This is a genomic window from Marinobacter sp., from assembly GCF_048266785.1.
Taxonomy (GTDB): Bacteria; Pseudomonadota; Gammaproteobacteria; order Pseudomonadales; family Oleiphilaceae; genus Marinobacter.
Genome location: NZ_JBLWYX010000001.1, coordinates 668241 through 690101 on the forward strand (window position 1 = coordinate 668241; position 21861 = coordinate 690101).

Annotated in this window: 16 protein-coding genes and 2 pseudogenes; 15 read left to right on the forward strand and 3 right to left on the reverse strand. The window is 54.9% G+C overall.

Translation table 11 applies throughout. From position 1 onward, the window contains the following. Window position 1: 1 nt before the first annotated feature. The 4 genes and pseudogenes from yidC to ACN0V1_RS03120 all read left to right on the forward strand — a co-directional run. The gene (gene yidC, locus ACN0V1_RS03105) at window positions 2-1729 is read left to right on the forward strand and encodes a membrane protein insertase YidC (protein WP_417543569.1); all 1728 of its coding nucleotides are present in this window, start codon (window positions 2-4) and stop codon (window positions 1727-1729) included. Window positions 1730-1822: 93 nt separating this feature from the next. Continuing rightward, window positions 1823-3220: a tRNA uridine-5-carboxymethylaminomethyl(34) synthesis GTPase MnmE gene (mnmE, locus tag ACN0V1_RS03110; RefSeq protein ID WP_417543570.1), complete on the forward strand. Its 1398-nt coding sequence runs from the start codon at window positions 1823-1825 to the stop codon at window positions 3218-3220. Window positions 3221-3318: 98 nt separating this feature from the next. Then, window positions 3319-3534, forward strand: a complete 216-nt coding sequence (locus ACN0V1_RS03115) for an aldehyde dehydrogenase family protein (RefSeq protein ID WP_417543571.1) — start codon at window positions 3319-3321, stop codon at window positions 3532-3534. Next, a pseudogene (locus tag ACN0V1_RS03120) lies at window positions 3503-3883 on the forward strand (aldehyde dehydrogenase family protein); the annotation flags it as partial. The gene ACN0V1_RS03115 and the pseudogene ACN0V1_RS03120, both read left to right, overlap by 32 nt. Window positions 3884-3927: 44 nt before the next feature. On the opposite strand, the gene ACN0V1_RS03125 reads toward ACN0V1_RS03120, so the two are convergent. Together ACN0V1_RS03125 and ACN0V1_RS03130 are read right to left on the reverse strand one after the other, a co-directional pair. Next, on the reverse strand, window positions 3928-4386 hold the full coding sequence (locus ACN0V1_RS03125) for a YchJ family protein (protein WP_417543572.1): 459 nt from the start codon (window positions 4384-4386) through the stop codon (window positions 3928-3930). Window positions 4387-4628: 242 nt separating this feature from the next. Further along, on the reverse strand, window positions 4629-4946 hold the full coding sequence (locus ACN0V1_RS03130; protein ID WP_417543573.1) for a c-type cytochrome: 318 nt from the start codon (window positions 4944-4946) through the stop codon (window positions 4629-4631). 360 nt (window positions 4947-5306) lie between these two features. Here ACN0V1_RS03130 and clrA point away from each other — a divergent pair, with 360 nt between their 5' ends. From clrA to ACN0V1_RS03165, 7 genes are all read left to right on the forward strand, one after another. After that, complete coding sequence (gene clrA / locus ACN0V1_RS03135; RefSeq protein WP_417543574.1) at window positions 5307-8078, forward strand: chlorate reductase subunit alpha; 2772 nt, start codon at window positions 5307-5309, stop codon at window positions 8076-8078. 12 nt (window positions 8079-8090) lie between these two features. After that, entirely contained in the window at window positions 8091-9071 is a 981-nt protein-coding gene (gene clrB, locus ACN0V1_RS03140) for a chlorate reductase subunit beta (RefSeq protein ID WP_417543575.1), read from the forward strand. A gap of 16 nt (window positions 9072-9087) precedes the next feature. After that, on the forward strand, window positions 9088-9831 hold the full coding sequence (locus ACN0V1_RS03145) for a molecular chaperone TorD family protein (protein WP_417543576.1): 744 nt from the start codon (window positions 9088-9090) through the stop codon (window positions 9829-9831). Window positions 9832-9860: 29 nt separating this feature from the next. After that, window positions 9861-10682, forward strand: a complete 822-nt coding sequence (locus tag ACN0V1_RS03150; RefSeq protein ID WP_417543577.1) for an ethylbenzene dehydrogenase-related protein — start codon at window positions 9861-9863, stop codon at window positions 10680-10682. A gap of 10 nt (window positions 10683-10692) precedes the next feature. Beyond that, window positions 10693-11793, forward strand: coding sequence for a P-loop NTPase (locus ACN0V1_RS03155; RefSeq protein WP_417543578.1), 1101 nt, complete (start codon window positions 10693-10695; stop codon window positions 11791-11793). A 65-nt stretch (window positions 11794-11858) separates the two neighbouring features. Beyond that, window positions 11859-13730, forward strand: coding sequence for a WD40/YVTN/BNR-like repeat-containing protein (locus ACN0V1_RS03160; RefSeq protein WP_417543579.1), 1872 nt, complete (start codon window positions 11859-11861; stop codon window positions 13728-13730). A gap of 315 nt (window positions 13731-14045) precedes the next feature. After that, window positions 14046-14792 carry a substrate-binding periplasmic protein gene (locus tag ACN0V1_RS03165; RefSeq protein ID WP_417543580.1) on the forward strand — a complete coding sequence of 249 codons (747 nt, stop codon included), beginning with the start codon at window positions 14046-14048 and terminating at the stop codon, window positions 14790-14792. 181 nt (window positions 14793-14973) lie between these two features. Here ACN0V1_RS03165 and ACN0V1_RS03170 read toward each other — a convergent pair. After that, window positions 14974-15132, reverse strand: a pseudogene (locus tag ACN0V1_RS03170) (hypothetical protein); the annotation flags it as partial. A 302-nt stretch (window positions 15133-15434) separates the two neighbouring features. On the opposite strand from ACN0V1_RS03170, the gene ACN0V1_RS03175 reads away from it, so the two are divergent. The 4 genes from ACN0V1_RS03175 to ACN0V1_RS03190 are packed head-to-tail and all read left to right on the forward strand — an operon-like array spanning window position 15435 to window position 21569. Further along, window positions 15435-15983: a DUF3833 domain-containing protein gene (locus ACN0V1_RS03175; RefSeq protein WP_417543649.1), complete on the forward strand. Its 549-nt coding sequence runs from the start codon at window positions 15435-15437 to the stop codon at window positions 15981-15983. A 38-nt stretch (window positions 15984-16021) separates the two neighbouring features. After that, complete coding sequence (locus ACN0V1_RS03180; protein ID WP_417543581.1) at window positions 16022-17116, forward strand: efflux RND transporter periplasmic adaptor subunit; 1095 nt, start codon at window positions 16022-16024, stop codon at window positions 17114-17116. A 2-nt stretch (window positions 17117-17118) separates the two neighbouring features. Further along, entirely contained in the window at window positions 17119-20235 is a 3117-nt protein-coding gene (locus ACN0V1_RS03185; RefSeq protein WP_417543582.1) for an efflux RND transporter permease subunit, read from the forward strand. 35 nt (window positions 20236-20270) lie between these two features. Continuing rightward, window positions 20271-21569 carry an MFS transporter gene (locus tag ACN0V1_RS03190; protein ID WP_417543583.1) on the forward strand — a complete coding sequence of 433 codons (1299 nt, stop codon included), beginning with the start codon at window positions 20271-20273 and terminating at the stop codon, window positions 21567-21569. The last annotated feature ends 292 nt before the right edge of the window (window positions 21570-21861 follow it).

Here is a 21861-nt window from a genome sequence, read left to right on the forward strand (position 1 = left end):
TATGGATATTCAACGCATCGTATTATTTGCCGGCCTGGCTATTGTCAGTTATCTGATGGTGCTTGCCTGGAATGATGACTATCACCAGCCAGTGGCGACTGAGCAGGTAGCAGAATCTTCTCGCATCAAAGCAGACAACAGTTCTGCCGGTTCAGATTCCATGGTGCTCCCGGGTGAATCATCGCAGGAAACCTCCACCGCAAACCCTGCGGATGAGGAGTTTGCGACACCGGAAGGTGGCCAGTCAGTCTCCAGCGCTGCCAACACTGATGTCAGCGTAAGTGATCAATACATAACAGTTCGCACGGATGTGCTCGATCTTGTTATTGATCGTGTAAGCGGCAATCTCGTCAGAAGCTCTCTGCTTTCTTATGACAAGACCTTGAACAGCAATGAGCCACTGAAGCTTTTGAACAATACAGAAAACCGTTTTTATGTATTGGAAAGTGGACTTATCGGACAGAACGGACCCGACAGTGCAAAAAATGGTAAAGCTCCGGTCTACAGCAGTGATGCCAAGAGCTATGAGCTATCTGAAGGCGAGAATGAGCTCACCGTTAACCTCACACACACTATGGACAACGGTGTGCGCATCACCAAGCGCTACCAGTTTGTGCGTGATAGCTATGAAATCAGCGTTCGTTATCTGATTGATAACCAGTCCAGCGAAAACTGGCAGGCCAATTTTACCGGCAAAATTGTTCGCGATCAGGCACCGGATCCTACCTCCGGGCCCAGTATGGGTATCAAAGCCTTCCTTGGCCTGGTAATCAGCTCACCGGAAGATCCTTATGAAAAGTTTAAATTTGATGATCTGGAAGAAAAACGTATCAATCAGACGGTAACCAACGGCTGGATGGCGTTTCTGCAGCACTACTTCCTTGTCGCCTGGATCCCCGAACGGGACCAGCCGGCACAGTTCCAGACCACTCGCCGTGGCCCGTTATATGTCATGGGTTTTGTTTATCCGGCAACAGAGGTAGCACCTGGCGACACCACAGAGATAGGCGCTCGTGCCTATGTAGGGCCGAAAATTATCGATCGTCTTGAAGCGGCTGCGCCGAACCTTGATCGCACCGTGGATTTTGGCTGGCTGTTCTTTATCTCACTGCCGTTGTTCGTCATTCTGGAATGGTTTCACGGCCTGGTAGGCAACTGGGGCGTTTCCATTATCTTGCTGACGGTGCTGGTTAAAGGCGCGTTTTTCAAACTTTCCGCCACCAGCTACCGTTCCATGGGCCGTATGCGTGCGGTTGCTCCGCAGCTCACCAGACTGAAAGAGCTTTATGGTGATGATCGTCAGCGTATGTCCCAGGAAATGATGGCACTGTACAAGAAGGAAAAGATCAATCCGCTGGGCGGGTGTCTGCCTATTCTGGTTCAGATGCCGGTGTTTATTTCCTTGTACTGGGTACTGTTCGAGAGTGTGCAACTGCGCCATGCGCCCTTCATGCTGTGGATTCACGACCTGTCGGTAATGGACCCTTACTTCATTTTGCCGATCCTGATGGGTGCCAGCATGATGTTGCAGATGCACCTGAACCCGACTCCGCCGGACCCGATGCAAGCCAAGATCATGAAGCTGATGCCTATCGTATTCACGATCTTCTTCCTCTGGTTCCCTGCTGGTCTGGTACTTTACTGGCTGGTGAACAACATTCTGTCGATCAGTCAGCAGTGGTACATTACCCGCAAGATCGAGCTGGAAATGGCCGCCAAGAAGCACTGATACAGTGGCAAGTTGATCGTTCAGTAAAGGCTCCGTAACGGGGCCTTTACTGTTTCAGGAACACACGAAACTCCTGTGTAAGAGGCATTTGTCATGAACCAGAGCCCCGGAACTCTCCAGGCACTCCATACTCCCGACACCATAGCGGCGATAGCCACGGCGCCAGGCCAGGCCGGTGTGGGCATCGTGCGGGTATCTGGCCCACTGGCAAAGGTCATTGCTTCTGAAATGTTGGGGTATACGCCAAAGCCCCGATACGCGCATTACGGAGCGTTTCTCGATCAGAAAGGTGAGCTTATTGATGAAGGAATTGGTCTGTTCTTCCCGAACCCCCATTCCTTTACAGGCGAAGACGTATTCGAGTTGCAGGGTCATGGTGGCACCGTCATTCTGGACTTGCTGTTGCGGGAAGTCTGCCGCCTTGGGAGCCGATTGGCGCGCCCTGGAGAGTTCTCTGAACGGGCATTTCTTAACGACAAACTGGATCTGGCTCAGGCGGAAGCCATTGCGGATCTGATTGAAAGCAGTTCGGAGCAGGCAGCTCGTTGCGCCGTGCGATCCATGCAAGGTGTGTTTTCACGACGCATCGAAACCCTGGTGGATGCGGTCACTCACTTGCGGATTTATGTGGAAGCCGCCATTGATTTTCCGGAAGAGGAAATCGACTTCCTGGCCGATGGAAAAGTCGCTACGGATTTGCAGATCTTGTTGGAACAGCTTGAGGGTATATTAGGCGAGGCCCAACAGGGCACGATTTTGCGCGATGGGATGAAGGTGGTGATTGCCGGCCGCCCAAATGCGGGTAAATCCAGCCTCCTCAATGCACTGGCAGGCCGTGAAGCAGCGATAGTGACTGCTATTGAAGGCACTACCCGGGATGTACTGAGGGAACATATTCACATTGATGGTATGCCCCTGCATATCATTGATACTGCAGGTCTGCGTGACAGCCCGGACGAAGTGGAACAGATCGGCATTGCCCGTGCGTGGGATGAAATCCGCCAGGCCGACCGCATTCTCCTTATGGTGGATGCCACCACCACAGATAAGACCACGCCCCACGAAATCTGGCCGGATTTTATAGATCAGTTGCCGGCTTCAGCACCGGTTACAGTGATCCGTAACAAGGTCGACCTGAGCGGAGAAACTGTGGGCCTCTCAGAGTTATCCACAGACCATACACCCGTAATACGCCTTGCCGCGAAATACACAGAAGGGCTGGATGTGCTGCGGGATCACCTGAAGCAATGTATGGGTTTTGCCAGTACCACCGAAGGTGGCTTTCTGGCTCGTCGCCGGCACCTGGATGCGCTGGAGCGCGCCCGGGAATACCTGCTGCAAGGCCAGACTCAGCTGGAAGGCTATGGCGCTGGCGAACTGCTGGCTGAGGATTTACGGACGGCTCAGGATGCGCTGGGAGAAATCACAGGGCAGATTACACCGGATGAGCTGTTGGGGAAGATCTTTGGCTCCTTCTGTATCGGTAAGTGAACGCTCACCCACAGTAGATACCACTAGTTCAGTCGCACGCTTCTGATAAATAGATACACTGGCATCAAACGTTCGGAATAAACAGCGAGGTCGAGCTCATGTCTGAGTGCTATCAGAATCTTCATCTGCAACTGCTGGCAGGGGAATGGCGAGAAGGCAGCGGTGAGGAATCCCGCTCTGTCACGAACCCCTATTCGGGAGAGACATTGCTCTCGATCCGGTCAGCTACCTCCTCTGATCTCGATGCGACTTACCAGAAAGCTGCGCAAGCTCAGGTAGCCTGGGCAGACGGTGCCACCACACGTTTTTGGTGACGTTACGCCCGATATGGAACTCAGCCGCGGTGAAATCTTCGGCCCGCTTGTGGGTATTCAGAAAGCCCGGGATGAACAGCACGCCCTGGAACTGGCCAATGGTACGGAATTTGGCCTCTCCAGTGCCGTATTCTCTGGAGATCTGGACAGAGGGCGGAGATTTGCCAGCAAGATCAGGGCCGGCATGACTCACGTTAACGATATGCCGATGAATGATGAAGCGCATATGCCGTTTGGCGGCGAGAAAAACTCGGGGTTAGGCCGTTTTAATGGCGACTGGGCTATTGAAGAGTTTTCCACCGTACAGTGGGTGAGTGTGCAGAGGTCACGGAGACAGTATCCGTTCTGAGTCATCGGCTTGCACGGGGTCACCAATTGCTGGCCACAGTCTCCCTACAAGCAACACGCCTTGAATTTCCTGCCGCTGCCACAGGGGCAGGGTTCATTGCGTCCGGGCTTTAGAACGCCTTCGTGGGGTTGGCCTTCCAGGTAATACCAGCGCCGGTTTTCCCGTACAAATTGTGAGTGTTCCTGCAGGTAGCCCCAGCCCGGATTGAGCCGGTAGATGGCCTGAAAGTGTACCTGGCCGTTGTCTCCCTGTTCACTGCTGTCGAGAATGCGCAGCGAAGTCCAGTCGGGAGAATTGTCCAGATCAAGTACTGTTGGCTGTGTGCTCGTATGCCAACTGGCGCGCAGGTAGTCCTCGATTTTCAGCACAAACGCAGTGAAACGCGAACGCATCAGCGCTTCGGGCGTGGGGGCTTTTTCGCCGGCATGGTAGCGCTGGCAGCATTCCGAGTAGCGGCGCTGGCTGCCGCAGGGGCAGTATGGGAAAGTCGTTTGTTCAGGCATTGATCCGTGGTATTTGCGTCAGGGGTTGAAGCTTGCAGTATAACAATCGCACTCAGATACGAAAGGATTGATTCATACCATGTCCAAACAACCCTGCGCGTTTCGCGAAGGGTCTGTTTAACGGAATAAGCTGTTATAAAAATAAGTCTGGTAATAATTATTATGCCGGGTTATAACGCGTTGTCATAATCCGGCATTGCTGTTTTTAATGATCTAAAAACACTTTTTTAAAAACCAATTTTTTACTGCCCACTGTAATAAACAGATATATCTGCAATATCTTCATCGGTCAGGTTTGTGGCCTGCGGTGTCATAACCGCAGACATTCCACCCTCACGCTCGCCAGCGCGGTAGGCTTTGAGTGCCAGTTCAAGATACGCTGATGGCTGGCCGGCAAGGTTGGGGTAAATAGGGGCGCTGGACTGGCCATCGATGCCGTGGCAGGCGGCACAGGTCGCGATTTTCTCCGCGCCGGAAGCTGCATCAGCGGCCATGGCGGGCAGTGCAATACCGCCCAAAATAACCGCAATCAATACCTGCTTTATATTTATTGCTTTCATTTCTATCTCCATAGTTGGCTGAACGTGCAGAGCTTTTAACAGTATAAAAGTAATGGCCAGGAAGTGCTTCTTTGCAAGAAGGAAATAAAAGTGATGGAGACAAATATTGACGTGTATCAAGATTAAGCTAGCGATCCGTGGCAATAGGTATTTTACGGCATCTACACATTTTAAATCTATGCTAGTTTTATGACCGTTGACCGGTGAAGAAGGCGGTGGGTTAGTTTATAAATTTGACTCGCATATAATAATTATTCCCATCGGACAACTCGGTTATTTCGAGCGTGACTAACAGGTCATATGTCAGCCGTTGCCGGCTTCAACCGGCGATATCAGGCGATTGTCGATGAGGAGAAAGTCATGGGAATGTGGAAGCTGAAGCGCCGCGATTTCCTCAAAGGTTTGGGCGCAACTGGCACCGGTGTGATGCTCAGTGGCAATGTTTGGGCACTGAACCGGCTACAGCCGATCGCAGACACCCTGGCCACAGAATACCCCTACCGTGACTGGGAAGACCTGTACCGCAACGAGTGGGCCTGGGACAGCGTTGGTCACGCGGCACACTGCATCAACTGCATGGGTAACTGCGCCTGGAACGTGTACGTTAAAGACGGCATTGTCATCCGCGAAGAACAGATTGCCAAATACCCTCAGATACATACAAACATACCCGACGCCAACCCCCGTGGGTGTCAGAAAGGCGCTATTCACTCCACGTCCATGTACGAAGCTGACCGCCTGCGCTATCCGCTCAAGCGTGCCGGCGAGCGCGGTGAAGGCAAGTGGCAGCGTATCTCCTGGGATCAGGCCACCGAAGAGGTTGCCGACAAAATCATCGACATTTTTGTCAAGTATGGCCCCGGTAAGCTGAAAACCCATCAGGGTTCCGGCAACCAGACCATGGTGCGCCAGTCAGGGCCCAACCGCTTTGCCTCTCTGGTCGGCGGTATCCAGCTCGACGGCTTTACCGTGGTGGGCGATCTGAACACCGGCGCCCATCTGGCGTACGGTAACCCTCTGGAAAGTTTCACCTCCGACGCTTGGTTTGACGCTGACTACATCATGCTCGGCATGATCAACCCCAACGCCACTCGTATCCCGGACGCCCACTACATCTGGGAAGCCAAATACAACGGCGCGCGCATCACCAGCACTGCACCGGACTACAACCCCAGCGCCATTCACACCGACCTGTGGATGCCCATCACCCAGGGTTCCGATCCGTTCCTGGCCATGTCGTTTGTGAACGTGATCATCGAAGAGAAGCTGTTCAAGCCGGCGTTCATGAAGGAACAGACCGACTTGCCCATGCTGGTACGCACCGACAACGGCAAACTGCTGCGTGAAGCGGATCTGGTGGACGTCGGTTCCGACGAGGTGTTCTATCACTGGGATCTGAACACCAACAAAGCGGTAAGAGCCAAGGGCTCGATGGGCGATGACGACAAAACTCTGAAGCTGGGCGATGTGGATCCGGCTATTGAAGGCACCTTCAAGGTAGACGGTATTTCCGTGACTACCGTGTTTGAGCAGGTCAAAAAAGAAGCGGCTAAATACACTCCGGAAAAAACCCAGAAAGAAACCAATATCCACCCGGACATTGTGCGCCAGGAAGTACGCCACCTGGCGGCGGCCAATAAAGCCATCATCATGCTGGGCTACATCACCTCCAGTTATTCCAACTGCCTTTACACCGGCTGGGGTTATGCGCTGGCGCTGGCGTTAACCGGCCATGGTGGCCGCACCGGTGGCATGGATACCTCCTGGGTGGTGTGGAATCACCCGCGCTGGTCCGAGTTGGCCACCTTTGAAGGCAAAAAATCAGCCCGCTATGAAGCCGGTGGTCTGGGTGAATTCCTGCGCGGCGGTATGATGGAAGGCGCCCGCAATCACTTTGATAACGCCAAGCTCAAAAAGCGCGTCGGCTTCGATCTCGATGAGATGGAAGAGATGATGCAGGAGTCTATGGATGAAGGCTGGATGCCGTACTACGGCGAAATCAAAGGCATGATTTCGATTGCGGATAACACTTTCCGCCGCAACAAGATGAGCCACAAGTATCGCGATGAACACCTGCGCCAGGCCAGTGAGTTGTACGTGAACGTGAACGTGCGTATGGACTCCACCGCTGAGTGGGCTGACTACATTCTGCCCGCGGCCAGTCATTACGAAGCCTGGGATATACGTACGCAGGGTTACCACCGCTTTGCCAACGTATTTACCCGCTCGGTGGAACCAGTGGGTGAATCCAAGCCCGACTGGGACATCATGGCGCTGTTGACCAAAAAGATTCAGGAACGTGCCATTGCCCGCGGCGTCGGACCTATTCCTGATGGCGACGTGACTCGTGATCTGCACACCATTCACGACGATTTCACCCGCCAGGGCACGCTGAATACCGATTACGATGTGCTCAAGCACATCATCGAAGAGTCGCCCGAATTTGGTGGCGTAAGCCTGGAAGAAGCCGCCGAAAAAGGTTTCATTGTAATGAACGAGCATGCGGGTCTGAACCAGCCGCTGAAGCCGGATGAGCCTTATAACCCGTTCACCGCGCAAACCGATGGCAAGAAGCCTTATGAAACCCTGACCGGTCGTATCACGTTTTACTGTGATCATCCCCGGTTTGAGAAGCTGAAGTCCATGGTGCCCACGGCGCGCCTGCACGCCGGGCCTGAGGCGTCCAACTATCCGCTGGAATTTTATTCACCGCACGCCCGCTGGGGTATCCACTCCAACTGGCGCAGCAACAAATATTTGCTGCGACTGCAGCGTGGTGAACCCAACATCTACATCAACCCGCAGCTGGCCGAGCAGCGTGGCATCAAGGACGGTGACCGGGTACGGATGTTCAACGCCAACGGTGATTTTTTCGCCCAGGCCAAGTTTTACCCGAGCATACCGGTGAATTCGATCATGATGGAGCACGGCTGGGAGCCACATCAGTACATTCAGCGTCGAAACATGAACGTATCCAACGCCATATTCCTGCAGCCGCTGGAACTGGTGGGCGGCTGGGGGCACCTGCAGTTCATCTACGCCAAATGGAACGCCAACCAGCATATTCATGAAAGCTGCTACGACGTCGAGCTGGCTAAGCCTGAAGACATCAACGACCCACGAGCCGTTTAAGAGGAAATTGTCATGACTGTTAAACGCCAACTCAGCATGGTCCTGGATCTGAACAAATGCATCGGCTGCCAGACTTGCACCGCAGCCTGCAAACTGATGTGGACTAACCGCAACGGTCGCGAGTTCATGTATTGGAACAACGTAGAAAGCCAACCCGGCAAAGGCTATCCGCGGGATTATGAGAATATGGGTGGAGGCTTTGACGCCGACGGCGCTCTGCGCCTGGGGCGTCAGCCCAGCCAGGAAGACTACGGCATTCCCTGGGAGTACAACTACGAAGAAGCGTTGATGACCGGTACCGACCCCTGGCTGCGCCCCAATGTGAAGCCCACCTGGGGCGCCAACTGGGACGAAGACGAAGGCGAGGGCGACTACCCCAACAGCTACTACTTTTATCTTCCACGTTTGTGCAACCACTGCGCCAACCCGGCGTGCCTGGCAGCCTGTACCCGTAACGCCATCTACAAGCGCCAAGAAGACGGTATTGTGCTGGTGGATCAGGAACGCTGCCGTGGCTATCGCTACTGCGTAAACGCCTGTCCGTACAAGAAAATTTACTTTAACGAGCAGATTTCAAAATCCGAGAAGTGTATTTTCTGCTACCCGCGGATCGAGAAGGGCCTGCCTACCGCCTGCGCCCAACAGTGTGTTGGACGTATCCGCTGGATTGGCTACCGCGATGACGAAGAAGGGCCAATTCACCAGTTGGTCGAAAAATACAAAGTGGCACTACCGCTGCACGCGGAATGGGGTACCCAGCCCAACGTGTTCTATGTACCGCCCACGTCACCGCCTAAATTTGGCGAAAATGGTGAGCAGCTGGACGAGTCCCGCATACCACTGTCGTACCTGGAAAGTCTGTTCGGCCCCCGCGTGGGTGAGGTTCTGGACACTCTGGCCGAGGCCCGCCAGGCCAAGGCCGAGGGTAAAGACAGCGAGCTGATGGACATCCTGATCGGCTTCAAACACTCTGAAATGTTCAAGCTGAGCTGAGGCCGGGAGGCACGATATGACACTATCCACTGCGCCCTCTGCCCGGCAACGCGAGCTCGAATGCGCTAAGGCCCGGGGCGCCACTTACCGCCTGGCGGCGGTGACGCTGGGATATCCGCTGGAAGAAACCTGGCAGGCTCTGGCCGACGGGCACCTGCAGGAGGCTCTCAACGGCGCCTGGCAAACACTGGGAGGCGAGCCCTGGCCGATGTTTGATGTCAGTGCCAGCCTGCATGATCTGGAAGTGGGCTACATGGCCACCTTTATTCACGGCAAACGGGGTAAACCCCGGGTACCATTGGTGGCCAGCGCCTATGACAGCCTGGTGGGCGGACAGACGCCCGGCACTTACATGCTGAATGTACAGGCGTTCTACACCCACTTTGGTCTGACGGCTGCGGTGGAAGACGAAGGCCACAAGGATGAGCCGGATCATCTGCTGGCCATGCTGGAATTCTGTGCCCTGCTGTGCCACTTCGAGGCTCAAGCTCTGGAACACAACCGCGATGCGGCACCTTATCGCCGTGCCCACAGGGATTTTCTGGCGCGCTATCTGGCACCGTTGCTGAAAGCCATTCGCGCGGGCTATGCCAAAGAGAGTCACCACGGTCTGGATCTGAATCTGGCGCACCTTGTGGATGTGCTGCCAGGCTGGGCCCGTTTCCAGCAGCTAGCGCTGGAGCGTTATGTGGGATCAAGCCCGCAGCCAGGTGCAAAAAAATCCGCACCCGAGTCTGCCAACCAGTCCATGTGGAACTGAGCGCCACTGAATAGCCGAGGAACCATGCTATGACACCGCGATATTTTGTAAACGGCCGTTTTTTTAAACACCTGACCGGTGTAGTCACACTGGCAGCGCTGTCTATGGCAAGCATGAACACGTTTGCCGACGACGATGAAATGAATCCTAACGTCACCGAACTCAAAGCCTGGGATACGGTAAAAGTGTCGCGTATTCCTGACACCATTTACCTGCGCACCCAAAACGACCCCGACGATCTGATCTGGGATCGTCTGCCCATGTACCGCACTAACTTGTTGCCTGCCCCGCCGGTGCATCAGTCTGTTAGTTTGCGATTTGAAGACGGTGCGACCCGCGGCAAGCATCTGTATTTTCAGGTAGCTCGTTCCAGCGAACGCTTTTACCTGAGACTGCGCTGGAAAGACGCCAGTGAAGACCGCGGTACCACGGTAGATACGTTTCGCGACGGCGTAGCAGTGCAATTTGCCATGAACGATACGGACACCTCGTACATGATGGGCTCGGGCCCCGATAACCCGGTGAACATCTGGTATTGGCGCGCCGACAAGGAGCAGGTGGATAACCTGGCGGCCGGCGGTTATGGCAGCACTACCTCCTTGCCACAACAGAAGGTGTCAGGCGCCAGCGCCTATTTTACCGACGAGGTTCCTGCGGACCGGGAATGGCACGTAGTGATGTCTCGGCCGTTTGAATCTGACGGCGAGTACGATGTGAATCTTGATCGCGACACTGTGCCCATGGGCTTTGCCGTGTGGCAGGGTAGTGATAACGAACGCGATGGCAACAAACGCGTGACCCACACCTGGATCCTGCTGGACACAAGTCTTGACAGTGATACCGTGAAGTAAGGACTCGGTTATGTCGGTTTCCCATTTCCCTCCTCGTGACCCTCTGGCTTTGGTGCCGGAGGACTGTGGGCGTGGCCACGCATGCCAGTTCTGCCCTGAGGAAGAGCAGTGCCGGTTGGACAAAGGTCAGCACGAAAAACGGCTGATTGAATCGCGGCTGGCGCAGATAGGCCAGATCATTATGGTATTGGCCAACAAGGGTGGGGTTGGTAAAAGCACGGTATCGGCCAACGTAGCGGCGGGTCTGGCGGCTCAGGGTTACCGGGTAGGGGTGGCGGATGCCGATATTCACGGCCCTAATCAGAGTCGTTTTTTTGGCTTTGTGGGTCAGCGGGTGCGTTTGAGCAAACACGGCCTGCCACCGAAAGATTTTGAGTTGTTTGGCCTGGAACACCCGGTGAAGATAGGTTCCCTGGCGTTCATGATGGAGCGCGACGACACGCCCATTGTCTGGCGCGACGCGTACAAACACGACTTTATGCACCACCTGATCGGGTCATTTGATTGGGGCCCGCTGGATTTCCTGGTGATTGATATGCCGCCAGGAACCGGCAATGAGTTGATTACTCTGGCAGACATGCTCGAAGGCCACGATGTGGCAGCATTGTTGGCCACTACACCGCAGGAAGTGGCGTTAATGGACAGCCTGAAGGCCGTGCGTTTTTGCCAGGAGCGTGGCATGCCATTGATTGGCGTGGTGGAAAATATGGCGGGCGTAACCTGCCCCCACTGTAGCGGCCATTTTCATGTATTTCCGCGTTCTCACCTGGCGGAAGCTCTGGCGGCAGCCGATGTGGAGTCCGTGGCGCAAATTCCCTTATCGCTGGCGCTGTCCAGTGGCTCTGACACCGGTGTGCCGATAGTACTGTCAGAGCGTGATAGCCCTGAAGCGCAAGCCTTCGCCCCGGCCGTCGCTGCGTGTTTAGCTCATGCCCAGGCTGGTTTTGCTGAAGCTGCAAAGCAATCTTTACAGGGGCTAACCCAGGCCGGGCTGGAGAGCGATGAACTTCAGCAGGCATTGGATGCCGTGCCCCCAGAGCAGCGGGAGGCCCTGCGCCAACAGCTGGAGTCACTGCTGGGTAACAGTAACAACCCTTCTTATCAGGGTTGATATAAACGTTGATGCCGCGACAGCCCCACCACGGGGCTGACTCACCCTTATTCGAGAGTATTGCCATGTCTGACACTCGCGCGCCAGAACGCCGTCGCTTTTTCCAACAACTGCTGGGTACGGATAACGCTTCCGCACCTGGCCGCGCACCTTGGCGCAGGGTACCGGAAGTGGGTGCCGGCGATGGGGATGTGCTTTGGTCGGGCTGGACCGGCAACGGTGAGCTGTTCGTTGTGGGTGATGAAGGCATGGTGCTGCGTTATACCGGTAGCGTCGATGCTGGAGGGCCTCAATGGCAGCCCATGACGCTGCCCACGCGGTTGCCGCTGCACGGTATCTGGGGGCCGGCTGCCAATAATCTCTTTGCCGTGGGCTGGATGGGTGCCCTGTTGCACTATGACGGCACCCAATGGCAGTTACTGCGGGGTGGGATGATTGATGAGAAAGGCGGGCGCTTTGCCGCCTGTGAAGAAAATACGCCGTTGTTTGCCATTGACGGTAACGACCAGGGCCAGGCATGGGCAGTCGGTGACGATGGCATGATTTTACATTTTGACGGCGCTAACTGGCAGCGCGAACAAAGTCCTACCCAGGTCAATCTGCGGGCCGTCGCATGCGCACCCGATAATTCGGTTTACGCTGCAGGCGGCGAAGGCTCGGTGCTTCGGCGCGACCGCGAAGGCCTGTGGACAAAACTGGATTGCCCTTTAGGTTCCGGGTTTCACTCCTTGCTGGTGATGGACGATGGCAGTTTGCTGCTGGGCGGTGGTCGTTATTTGGTAGATCAGGGCGGCTTTCGTGGCGAGCTGGTGCGCTATCAGAACGGGCAGTTTCAGGCACTCAAATTTGACGATCCGATGCCGCGCCTTAGGGCGCTCAAAGCTTATAAAAGTGGTGTACTGATTGTCGGCGACCAGGGCCATTTGTACTACCTGAAGGACCTGCGGTTGGACAAGCTGGAGAGCAACAGCCATCACGATCTGATGGACATTATCGTGCTATCCACAGGTGAAGCTCTGGTGGTAGGCGATTTTGGCACCATCATGACTGCCGCAGAAGATTTCACCCAGGCACTGGCACCGCCGCCCATGGTAGTTGCCGCCAGCCCTTGGGAAGTCATGGATGTGCCGATCAAGGGTCAGCTTTGGGGGTTTACTGAAGGCCCCGATGGCACCTGTTATGCCTGTGGTGAATCCGGCACGGTGATGCGCCTGCAGGGTGAGAGCTGGGAGTTGCTGCCGGCGCCCAGTGACCTGGCGGTGCACTGCCTGTGGGATACTGGCGGCGGTTTGTTTGCGGCGGGCCAGCTCGGGCGCATTTACCGTTTTGACGGCCAGCAATGGGCCCTGCATTACGATCTGAATCTGGACCTCACCATTCTTGCCATGTGGGGCAACAGCCCGGAATCCCTTTACGCAGTGGGCGATGACGGCTTGGTGCTGCACTTCGACGGTCTGCGCTGGCAGCGCATGCCCAGCGGCACCCAGTCCGCGCTTTACAGTCTGTGGGCCTGGGATAACGAACACATGTTGGTGCCCGGCGATTTCGGGTTGGTGCTGAGGTACAACGGCAAAGACTGGGGCAAATTCAACGTAGGCACCGAGAACTTTCTATACGATATATGGGGCGACAGCCTGAGTAATATCTACGCCGTTGGCCTGTCGGGCACATTGGCTCACTTCAATGGGCAGCGCTGGCAGATGATGGCTACTCGCCTGCGGGAAGATTTGTTGTCGATCTCCGGCTCGGACACCGCAGGCGCCTTCGCCGTTGGCACCCGGGGCTGCGTGCTGCGCCTTGATGGTGATCAGTGGCTAACGGAACCTAGTGGCAGTGATGCTGGTTTGCGCGCGGTTTGTACCACTCGTAGCGGTGCGGTTTACGCAGTAGGTGACAGGGGAACGGTTTTGCGCAGACGGAACCCAGTGGAACCCTGAATTCGTGAACTAGTGAGACGTATTGTAATTTGTAAACGTTAAATAATATCATTCGCACCTTTTTGCCACCGCCCGCCGCCATCGAGCGTATCAAAGTGGTGCGTGGGCCCAACGGTGTTCTGCAACGAGTTTACCGACAAGATTACCGAGGGGCCTGATCTGCTGAATTCCGCACTCTTTTCACGTTTCCGGTTTTACATATCGACACACCTTTAAACGTAAAACTGCATTGACCTTGCGCTACACTCGGATTTAACACGCTTCCAATTTCTTCGAGCACTTTGTCCCGGAACGTCTTTTAAAGGAGACTTTTCCATGCAGTTAATTTCTTTATTTATTTTGGCAATGCTGACTCTTCTCAATACATCCCAGGTTTTCGCATCTGAAAGACTGTATATGTATACCGAAAATTTCCCGCCCTACAACATGAGCTCAAATGGTCGCGCGTTTGAACACAGTGCGGACAAGATTGATGGTATTTGTACGGAAAGAGCGAAAGCGGTTCTGGATCAATCCGGCTACGATTACCGGATAAAGCTGCGCAATTGGAATTACGGCTATAACCGCGCGCTGTCCAAAGCCAATCACGGTATCTTTTGCACCACCTATACCGAAGAGCGTGCTCCGCTGTTCAAGTGGGTAGGGCCGCTGGCGCAGAACCTGTGGACCATTTTTGCAGCGCCGGGAAGCACTTTTACAATGGAAAGGTTGGAGGATGCCAAGGGCAAAACCATCGGCGGTTATCGCAACGATGTCAGGAGCGAGTACCTTCTGAAGCGTGGCTATAAAATGTCCGTGATCGACAGTGACGATCTCAACCCGAAGCGCCTGGCGCTGGGCCAGATTGATCTGTGGATTGCAGAGCGCCTTGGAGGACCATACCTTGCTTCGCAGCAGGATATAGAAGGACTGGTTCCGGTATATTCGTTCAACGATGTTGATCTGTACCTGGCGATGAGCCCGGATACCCCCGACGAAGTTATTGAAGACCTGAACAAAGCCCTCGAAGTCATCAGAAAAAATGGCACCTATGATGCAATTGGAACCAAGTACGGTCTGTAATCTTTTGGTGCGTGACTAAAAAATCCCGGGTAGCGGCGCTGACAAGGTCGCGATCCCTGCGGGCTGCAAACATGATTCTCACGGTAAGCAGGTTCCACTGTGCAGTGAGCTTGAGCAAATCCAGGGCAAACGGATGTAAACGGCTGTCGGTTAAGTGCTTACGGGCGAAGCTGGCGACCCGCGCGGTGCCCATCATTTCCTGCTTCAACAGGCCCTGGCCGCCATATTCTTCCGGCGCCGAAAGGCCCTGCCAACCTCCCATAACGTATTGATCGTATGCTTCTTTGTAGCCTTTCGGGGTGGTTACCACACTGTCTTTCAGCGAACAGCCTTCCTCGTCGCAGGGGCGCCTTGTATACCGGCATAATCAATCCTCTGTACCCGTCTGATAATTTGAGTGCGGGAGTTGTTCACCGCAAAGTTGCCCGCTGTTTTACGGCATTCCACTGGGGTTTCCATTGACGAAAAGCGCTTACGGCAGTGTCAAAAAAGACAGTCAGAGCGGTGCGCCGGAGCCATCGGTTGATCGAAGCGGATCCTTTTAGCGTATTCACACAACAGCTTTTAACCGTGAAATTTGATGACGCCTTTTGATGGAGTATCCCTATGTATAGTGTAAAAAACATGCAAAGCCGGTGTTCGATGATCCCCAAAGTCGGCCGGCGCTCTATACTCTTGTTTATAGCCGCTTTAGTGCTGTTAAGTGGCTGTTCCGGACCTGCGCTGACTGATTATGCAGAGCGCGGCCCCAAGCTGATCCCGGAGCAGTTTTTTACCGGTGAACTTACGGCTCGTGGTGTAGTCAAGGACATTTCCGGAGAAGTGATTCGCACCTTTGATGCGGATATCTCAGCGTCCTGGGACAGTGCCGGAGTGGGCACGCTGGATGAAGTGTTCCGTTTTGATGATGGTGAAGTGCAAACCCGGGTCTGGACGTTGACACCATCAGATACCGCCGACAGTTACCGTGCAGAGGCGGTTGACGTGGTTGAACCGGGAACCATGCGATGGAGTGGTAATACTATTCATATGAATTATGTACTCCGGGTTGCTTACGGCGATGGAACCCTGGATGTACGGATGGACGACTGGATGTACCTGGCGACACCCGACACCCTGATCAATCAGACCACCATGAGTAAATGGGGTATTGATGTCGGAGAGATCGTTCTGGTTATTCAGAAACGGTAACGACTATCTGAACAAACGTGATGGACACTGGAAATTCTATGCTGAAGCAATGGCTGATCGGACTGATACTGGTGGCAGTCGCGGCGGGTGCTGCTCTTACCTACCGTTCACTGGACAGTGAAGCAATGGCTCAAAGCGATCGCGAACGGCCTGCCAGCGTCGTTAATACACGGCCACCTGAGTTGGATACTGTGCGTGATGTGATCAAGGCAGTTGGTAACCTCAAGGCCTTGAACGCGGTGGAGTTGACCACAGAAGTCAGTGGGCGCGTGGTATCACTCAATCTTGAAACGGGCCGTCGGGTGGAGCAGGGCGATGTGCTTTTGCGGCTCGATGATCGCCAGGCGAGAGCGGATCTGAAGGTCATCGAGGCGCAATTGGCCGATGCCCGCCGAAAGTTTGAACGTGCCAACAGTCTTCGCTCCAACAACAGCATTTCCCAATCCCAGGTGGACGAGCTTCGCACCGCAGTTGACGTTTCGGAGGCCCAACGTCAGGCGGTGCAGGTGCGCCTGGAGAACCATCGGATTGAAGCACCGTTTGCAGGCGTTGTCGGGCTCAGTGATATCAGCATTGGTGCTTATGTCACCGCCGGCACGACCCTCACTACGCTCGATAACACAGACAGGATGGAACTCAACTTTGCAGTCCCCGAGCGGTTCGTGGGGCAGGTTGGTTTGGGCCAACAGGTGTTTGGCAGCTCACCCGCTTTTCAGGATACCCGTTTTTCCGGAGTGCTCACCGAGCTGGGCTCCCGCATCAATGAACTCAGCCGGACCCTTCCAGTGCGGGCTTTGCTCGATAATCCCGACGGCAAACTGCGCCCCGGGCAGTTCATCTCAGCGACGCTGACCCTGAGAGAGCGGCAAGCACTGCTGATTCCTGAGCAGGCGGTCATGATTCGCGGTGAGGAAAAATATGTGTTCGTGGCCGAGGATGGTATCGCAAGACGCTTATCCGTCGTTCTTGGCTCAAGGACGCCGGGTCTGGTGGAAGTGGCGGAGGGTCTGACTCTGGAGGACAGGGTGATCGTTACCGGGCAGGATCGCCTGAGCAGCGGCAATCGAATTCGGGTGGTGGATGAAGACAATGCCATACCGGACAACCGTTTCGCCAAGACTGTGGATTCCTGACGGTGATCCTTTCAGATGTCTCCATAAAGCGCCCCGTTTTTGCAACGGTTCTCAGCCTGCTGATTGTTGTGTTTGGTCTGGCGGCCCTGTTCGGCCTTCCGGTTCGGGAGTACCCGGATATCGACCCTCCAGTGGTGTCCATTTCCACCAACTATACGGGTGCCGCAGCGGAAGTGGTGGATACACAGATCACTCAGGTGATCGAAGGTGCTATCAGCGGAATTGAAGGCATCCGGTCAATTGAGTCTTCCACTGAACAGGGAGAGTCTCGGACCAGTATAGAATTTTCTACCTCCCGGGATGTAGACATCGCTGCCAATGACGTTCGTGATGCTGTTTCCCGGGTTGCTGACCAACTACCCGATGAAGCGGATGCACCGGTCGTGCGCAAGGCGGATTCTGATGCCCGGCCGATGATGTGGGTAACTCTGCGCAGTGATCTCTGGGACAGTGCCGAGTTGAGCGACTTTGCAGATCGCGCTCTGGCTGACCGTTTGTCCGTTCTGGATGGAGTTGCAGACGTGAGCATTGGTGGTGAACGACGGTACGCCATCAGGGTCTGGCTCGACAGGGAGAGGTTAGCAGCCAGAAACATCACTGTGGCGGAAGTGGAAAGGGCTCTACGCGCGAACAATGTGGAGTTGCCGGCTGGCTCCGTGGACTCTTCCACCCGTAACTTCACCGTTCGGGCCGAAGGCCGGCTTTCCACCGTGGAAGAATTCCGCGAGCTGGTCATCCGCAGAAACAACAACGACTTGTTGCGCCTGGGCGAGGTCGCCAACATTAATATGGGGGTGGAGTCAGACGTCGGTCGCCTTCGTGCCAATGGCCAGACAGCGATCGGTATGGGAATTATTCGCCAGTCCAAAGCCAATACGGTGGCTGTATCTGACGCAGTCAAGGCTGAGCTGGAGAAGATCCGGGAAACCCTGCCGCCGGAAGTGACGATTGCTGAAAGCTACGATGAATCTATTTTTATTCGTGCTTCAATCAACGAAGTGGTCATTACGCTGGCGATTGCTGTTTCTCTGGTGATTCTGGTTATCTTCCTTTTCCTCCGGTCCTGGCGGGCTACCCTGATTCCGGCAGTGACTATTCCAGTTGCAGTAATCGGTGCTTTTATAGGTCTGGGTTTCCTGGGCTTTTCCATCAATGTGCTGACACTGTTGGCTGTGATCCTGGCGATAGGCCTGGTGGTGGACGATGCGATTGTCATGCTGGAAAACATCCAGCGTCGAATTGACGAGGGTGAGCCGCCGCTGCTGGCTTCTTATCGGGGTGCCAAGCAGGTAGCTTTTGCTGTTATAGCCACCACCCTGACGCTGGTGGCAGTGTTTGTGCCCATTTCGTTTATGGGCGGCAATATTGGCCGCCTGTTTGCGGAATTCGGCTTCACTCTCGCGGCTGCTGTGGTGGTATCCAGTCTGGTTGCGCTGACTCTCGCGCCCATGCTGTGTTCAAAATGGCTCCGGCACAGCCCGGAATCGGTCGAGGGACATCGCCTGTGGGCGGCGAGCGAGAACGTACTGAATGGCCTCACCCGGGGGTACGAGCGGCTGTTGCGCTTCTCTCTGAATCAGCCCGGCTTGCTGATTGGTCTGGGTGTTGTGGGGCTGATCGTTGCGGCAGTGATTTATCCGAAGCTACCCCAGGAGCTGGCGCCTACGGAAGATCGTGGCATTATCATCATGCCTGCCAGTGCTCCCCGGGGTTCGACCGTGGAATTTACAGACCATTATGTCCGCAAGGCTGAAGAAAAGCTGTTGCCCTATATCGAGTCGGGCGTAGCCAATCGTTTGCTCTCAATCGTCGGTTTTCGTGATGAAGAAGATAATGCCTTTATGATCATGGGCCTGGCGCCTTGGGAAGAGCGGGACATCAAGCAACAGCAGATCACCAGCGAGCTGCGGGATAAACTGAGCGAGGTTGCCGGTATCCGGATCGTGGCCGTAAACCCTCCGGGGCTGGGACAGAGAGGGTTCAGCCAGCCAGTGGAATTTGTCATTGCTGGCCCGGACTACGAATCGGTTCAGGCCTGGAGTGAGGAAATTGTAGAGCGGGCGAAGGAGAATCCGGATTTACTGAACCTAGAAACCGACTTTGAGCTGACCCGACCGGAACTGCGACTGACAATCGATCGTGAGCGCGCGGCAGACCTGGATATAACCGTTGAGGACGTCGGTTTGACCCTGCAAACCATGCTTGCGTCGCGGCAGGTGACGACCTATCTGGATCGTGGCCGCGAATACGATGTGGTTGTGCAGGCGGCCGATGCTGATCGTGCCACCCCGGATGATCTTGGGCAGATTTTTCTGCGGCCGAGAGAAGGCGGTTCGCTCATACCCCTTCAAGCACTTGTATCAATTGAAGAAGTAGGCGCAAACCCGGACTTGCGGCGGATTGACCGGTTGCCGGCGGTGATCATCAGTGCCTCTCTGGCGGATGGTTATGACCTTGGCTCGGCGCTGACCTATCTGAATAATCTGTCAGTGGATAACCTGCCACCCGAAGCGCGGGTGAGTTACCGGGGGTTGTCCCGGGAATTCCAGGACTCCTCCGCTGCTATCTATGTCACCTTCGGGCTGGCTTTTATTATTGTGTTCCTGGTGCTGGCGGCTCAGTTCGAAAGCTGGATTCACCCGCTGATCATCATGCTGCCGGTGCCGCTGGCCGTAACTGGCGCATTACTGGCGCTCTGGTGGAGCGGTATCAGCCTGAACATATACAGCCAGATCGGAATCATTATGTTGCTGGGGCTGATGTCGAAAAACGGCATATTGATTGTCGAGTTCGCCAACCAGCTCCGTGATAAAGGGTACGAGGTGAAAGACGCTATACTGGAGGGCGCGTCCTTGCGTTTCCGGCCCGTGCTGATGACGACGATTTCCACGGTCTTCGGCGCGGTGCCACTGGTCATTGCCACCGGTGCAGGTGCCGAGAGCAGGGCGGCTATTGGCATGGTGATTCTGGGCGGATTGATTTTTGCGACTACGCTTACGTTGTTTATCATTCCGGTGCTTTATAATCTGCTGGCCGGCTTTGCCAAATCGGCAAGTGCGATTGAACATGAGCTGGAACGCCAGGCATCTCTGCCCCGGGCCAGCTCGTCAGACTATTGAAAGGTCTGGCGTAACCCAGCAACCCGGATGTTTTCATGGCCAATCACAGTCAGTTCCGTTTACTGGGACAGCGGCGTTTTTTGCCGTTTTATCTCACCCAGTTTTCCGGCGCATTCAATGACAACCTCTATAAGAATGCTCTGCTACTGCTGATTGCCTACCAGACCACCGGCCTGTTCGGGCTTTCAGTGAACACGGTGATAAATCTGGCTGCCTTCCTGTTTATCCTGCCGTTTTTCCTGTTCTCCGGTATTGCAGGGCAAATGGCCGATCGCTATGAGAAAGCTGCCATTATCCGCAAGGTAAAGCTGGCTGAAATAGGTATTATGGCCATCGCCGCATTGGCGCTCTGGTCTGGCTGGTATGAAGGGCTGTTGGTTCTGCTGTTCCTGATGGGCACCCAGTCCACCTTCTTCGGCCCGGTGAAGTACGCCATTCTACCGCAGGTACTTGGCGATGATGAGCTGGTAGGGGGCAATGGCCTTGTAAGCATGGGCACTTTTGTGGCTATTTTGCTCGGCACCATTGCGGCTGGTTTGCTGATGGGCCTTGAGGCGGCGGCAAAACTCACGGCGGTAAGCGTGCTGGTGATGTCGATTCTGGGGTATCTGGTAGCGCGACAGGTACCGGAAACCGGTACCGACATTGCGGGGCAGGCGGTGCGCTTTCGGCCGGTTCTGGAAACCTGGCGCCTGATGGGCGTAGCGGCTGAGCGTAAGCCGGTGCTATGGGCGATTCTGGCCATATCCTGGTTCTGGTTTCTTGGCGCCGCTTATCTCACCCAGTTTCCCAGCTTTGCCCACGGCAATCTTCAGGGCGACGAAACCGTGGTTACCCTGCTGCTGTCCATGTTTATTGTGGGCATCTCCATCGGCTCAATGATGTGTGAGCGCCTCACCCGGCATCGCATCACTCTGGCGCCTGTGCCATGGGGTGCGCTTGGCCTGACCCTTTTGGGGGTGGATCTGTTCTTTGCGGTACCGGCAAGCCCGGAACCCTCTACCTGGTGGACGCTGGTGACAGACCCGGTTTACATCCGGGTGCTGCTTGATCTGGTCGGCATCGGGGTATGCGGGGGGCTTTTTATTGTGCCCCTTTACGCGTTTATCCAGCATGAAACCCCACAAAACAAACGGGCGCGAATCATTGCTGCACTGAACGTGATCAACGCGCTGTTCATGGTAGTGAGCGCACTTGTGGGAATTCTTGTACTTGGGATTCTTGATGTGGGCATCCCGGGGTTTTTCCTGCTGCTGTCTCTGGCCAATGGGTTTGTGTTGATAGCCGTGTGGCGCCTTAGACGAAGAACACAACAGGAATCTGTGGATAAATAGTTGGATAAGCTGCGGATAAGCTTTGAGTATATTTATTTAAATATATTAAAAACAACAGCTTAATGTTGTCTTCAGGGTGTCTGTTAAGTGTCGGTTGATGTGGATAACTTTCTTGAAAACTTTTGTGAAGAGAGCAGCCCAAGCTTATGAAAACCCGATAATTTCGGTTTTTCGCAGCGTGAGAACCGGCGCGGGGTAGAAGTTTTCCCTGGGTACTCTGCCTGGAAATTCTTACCCGGAGACGCTTCTGGTTAAAATTTGCACATCCAGACTGCATTTTCACGGGTGAAAC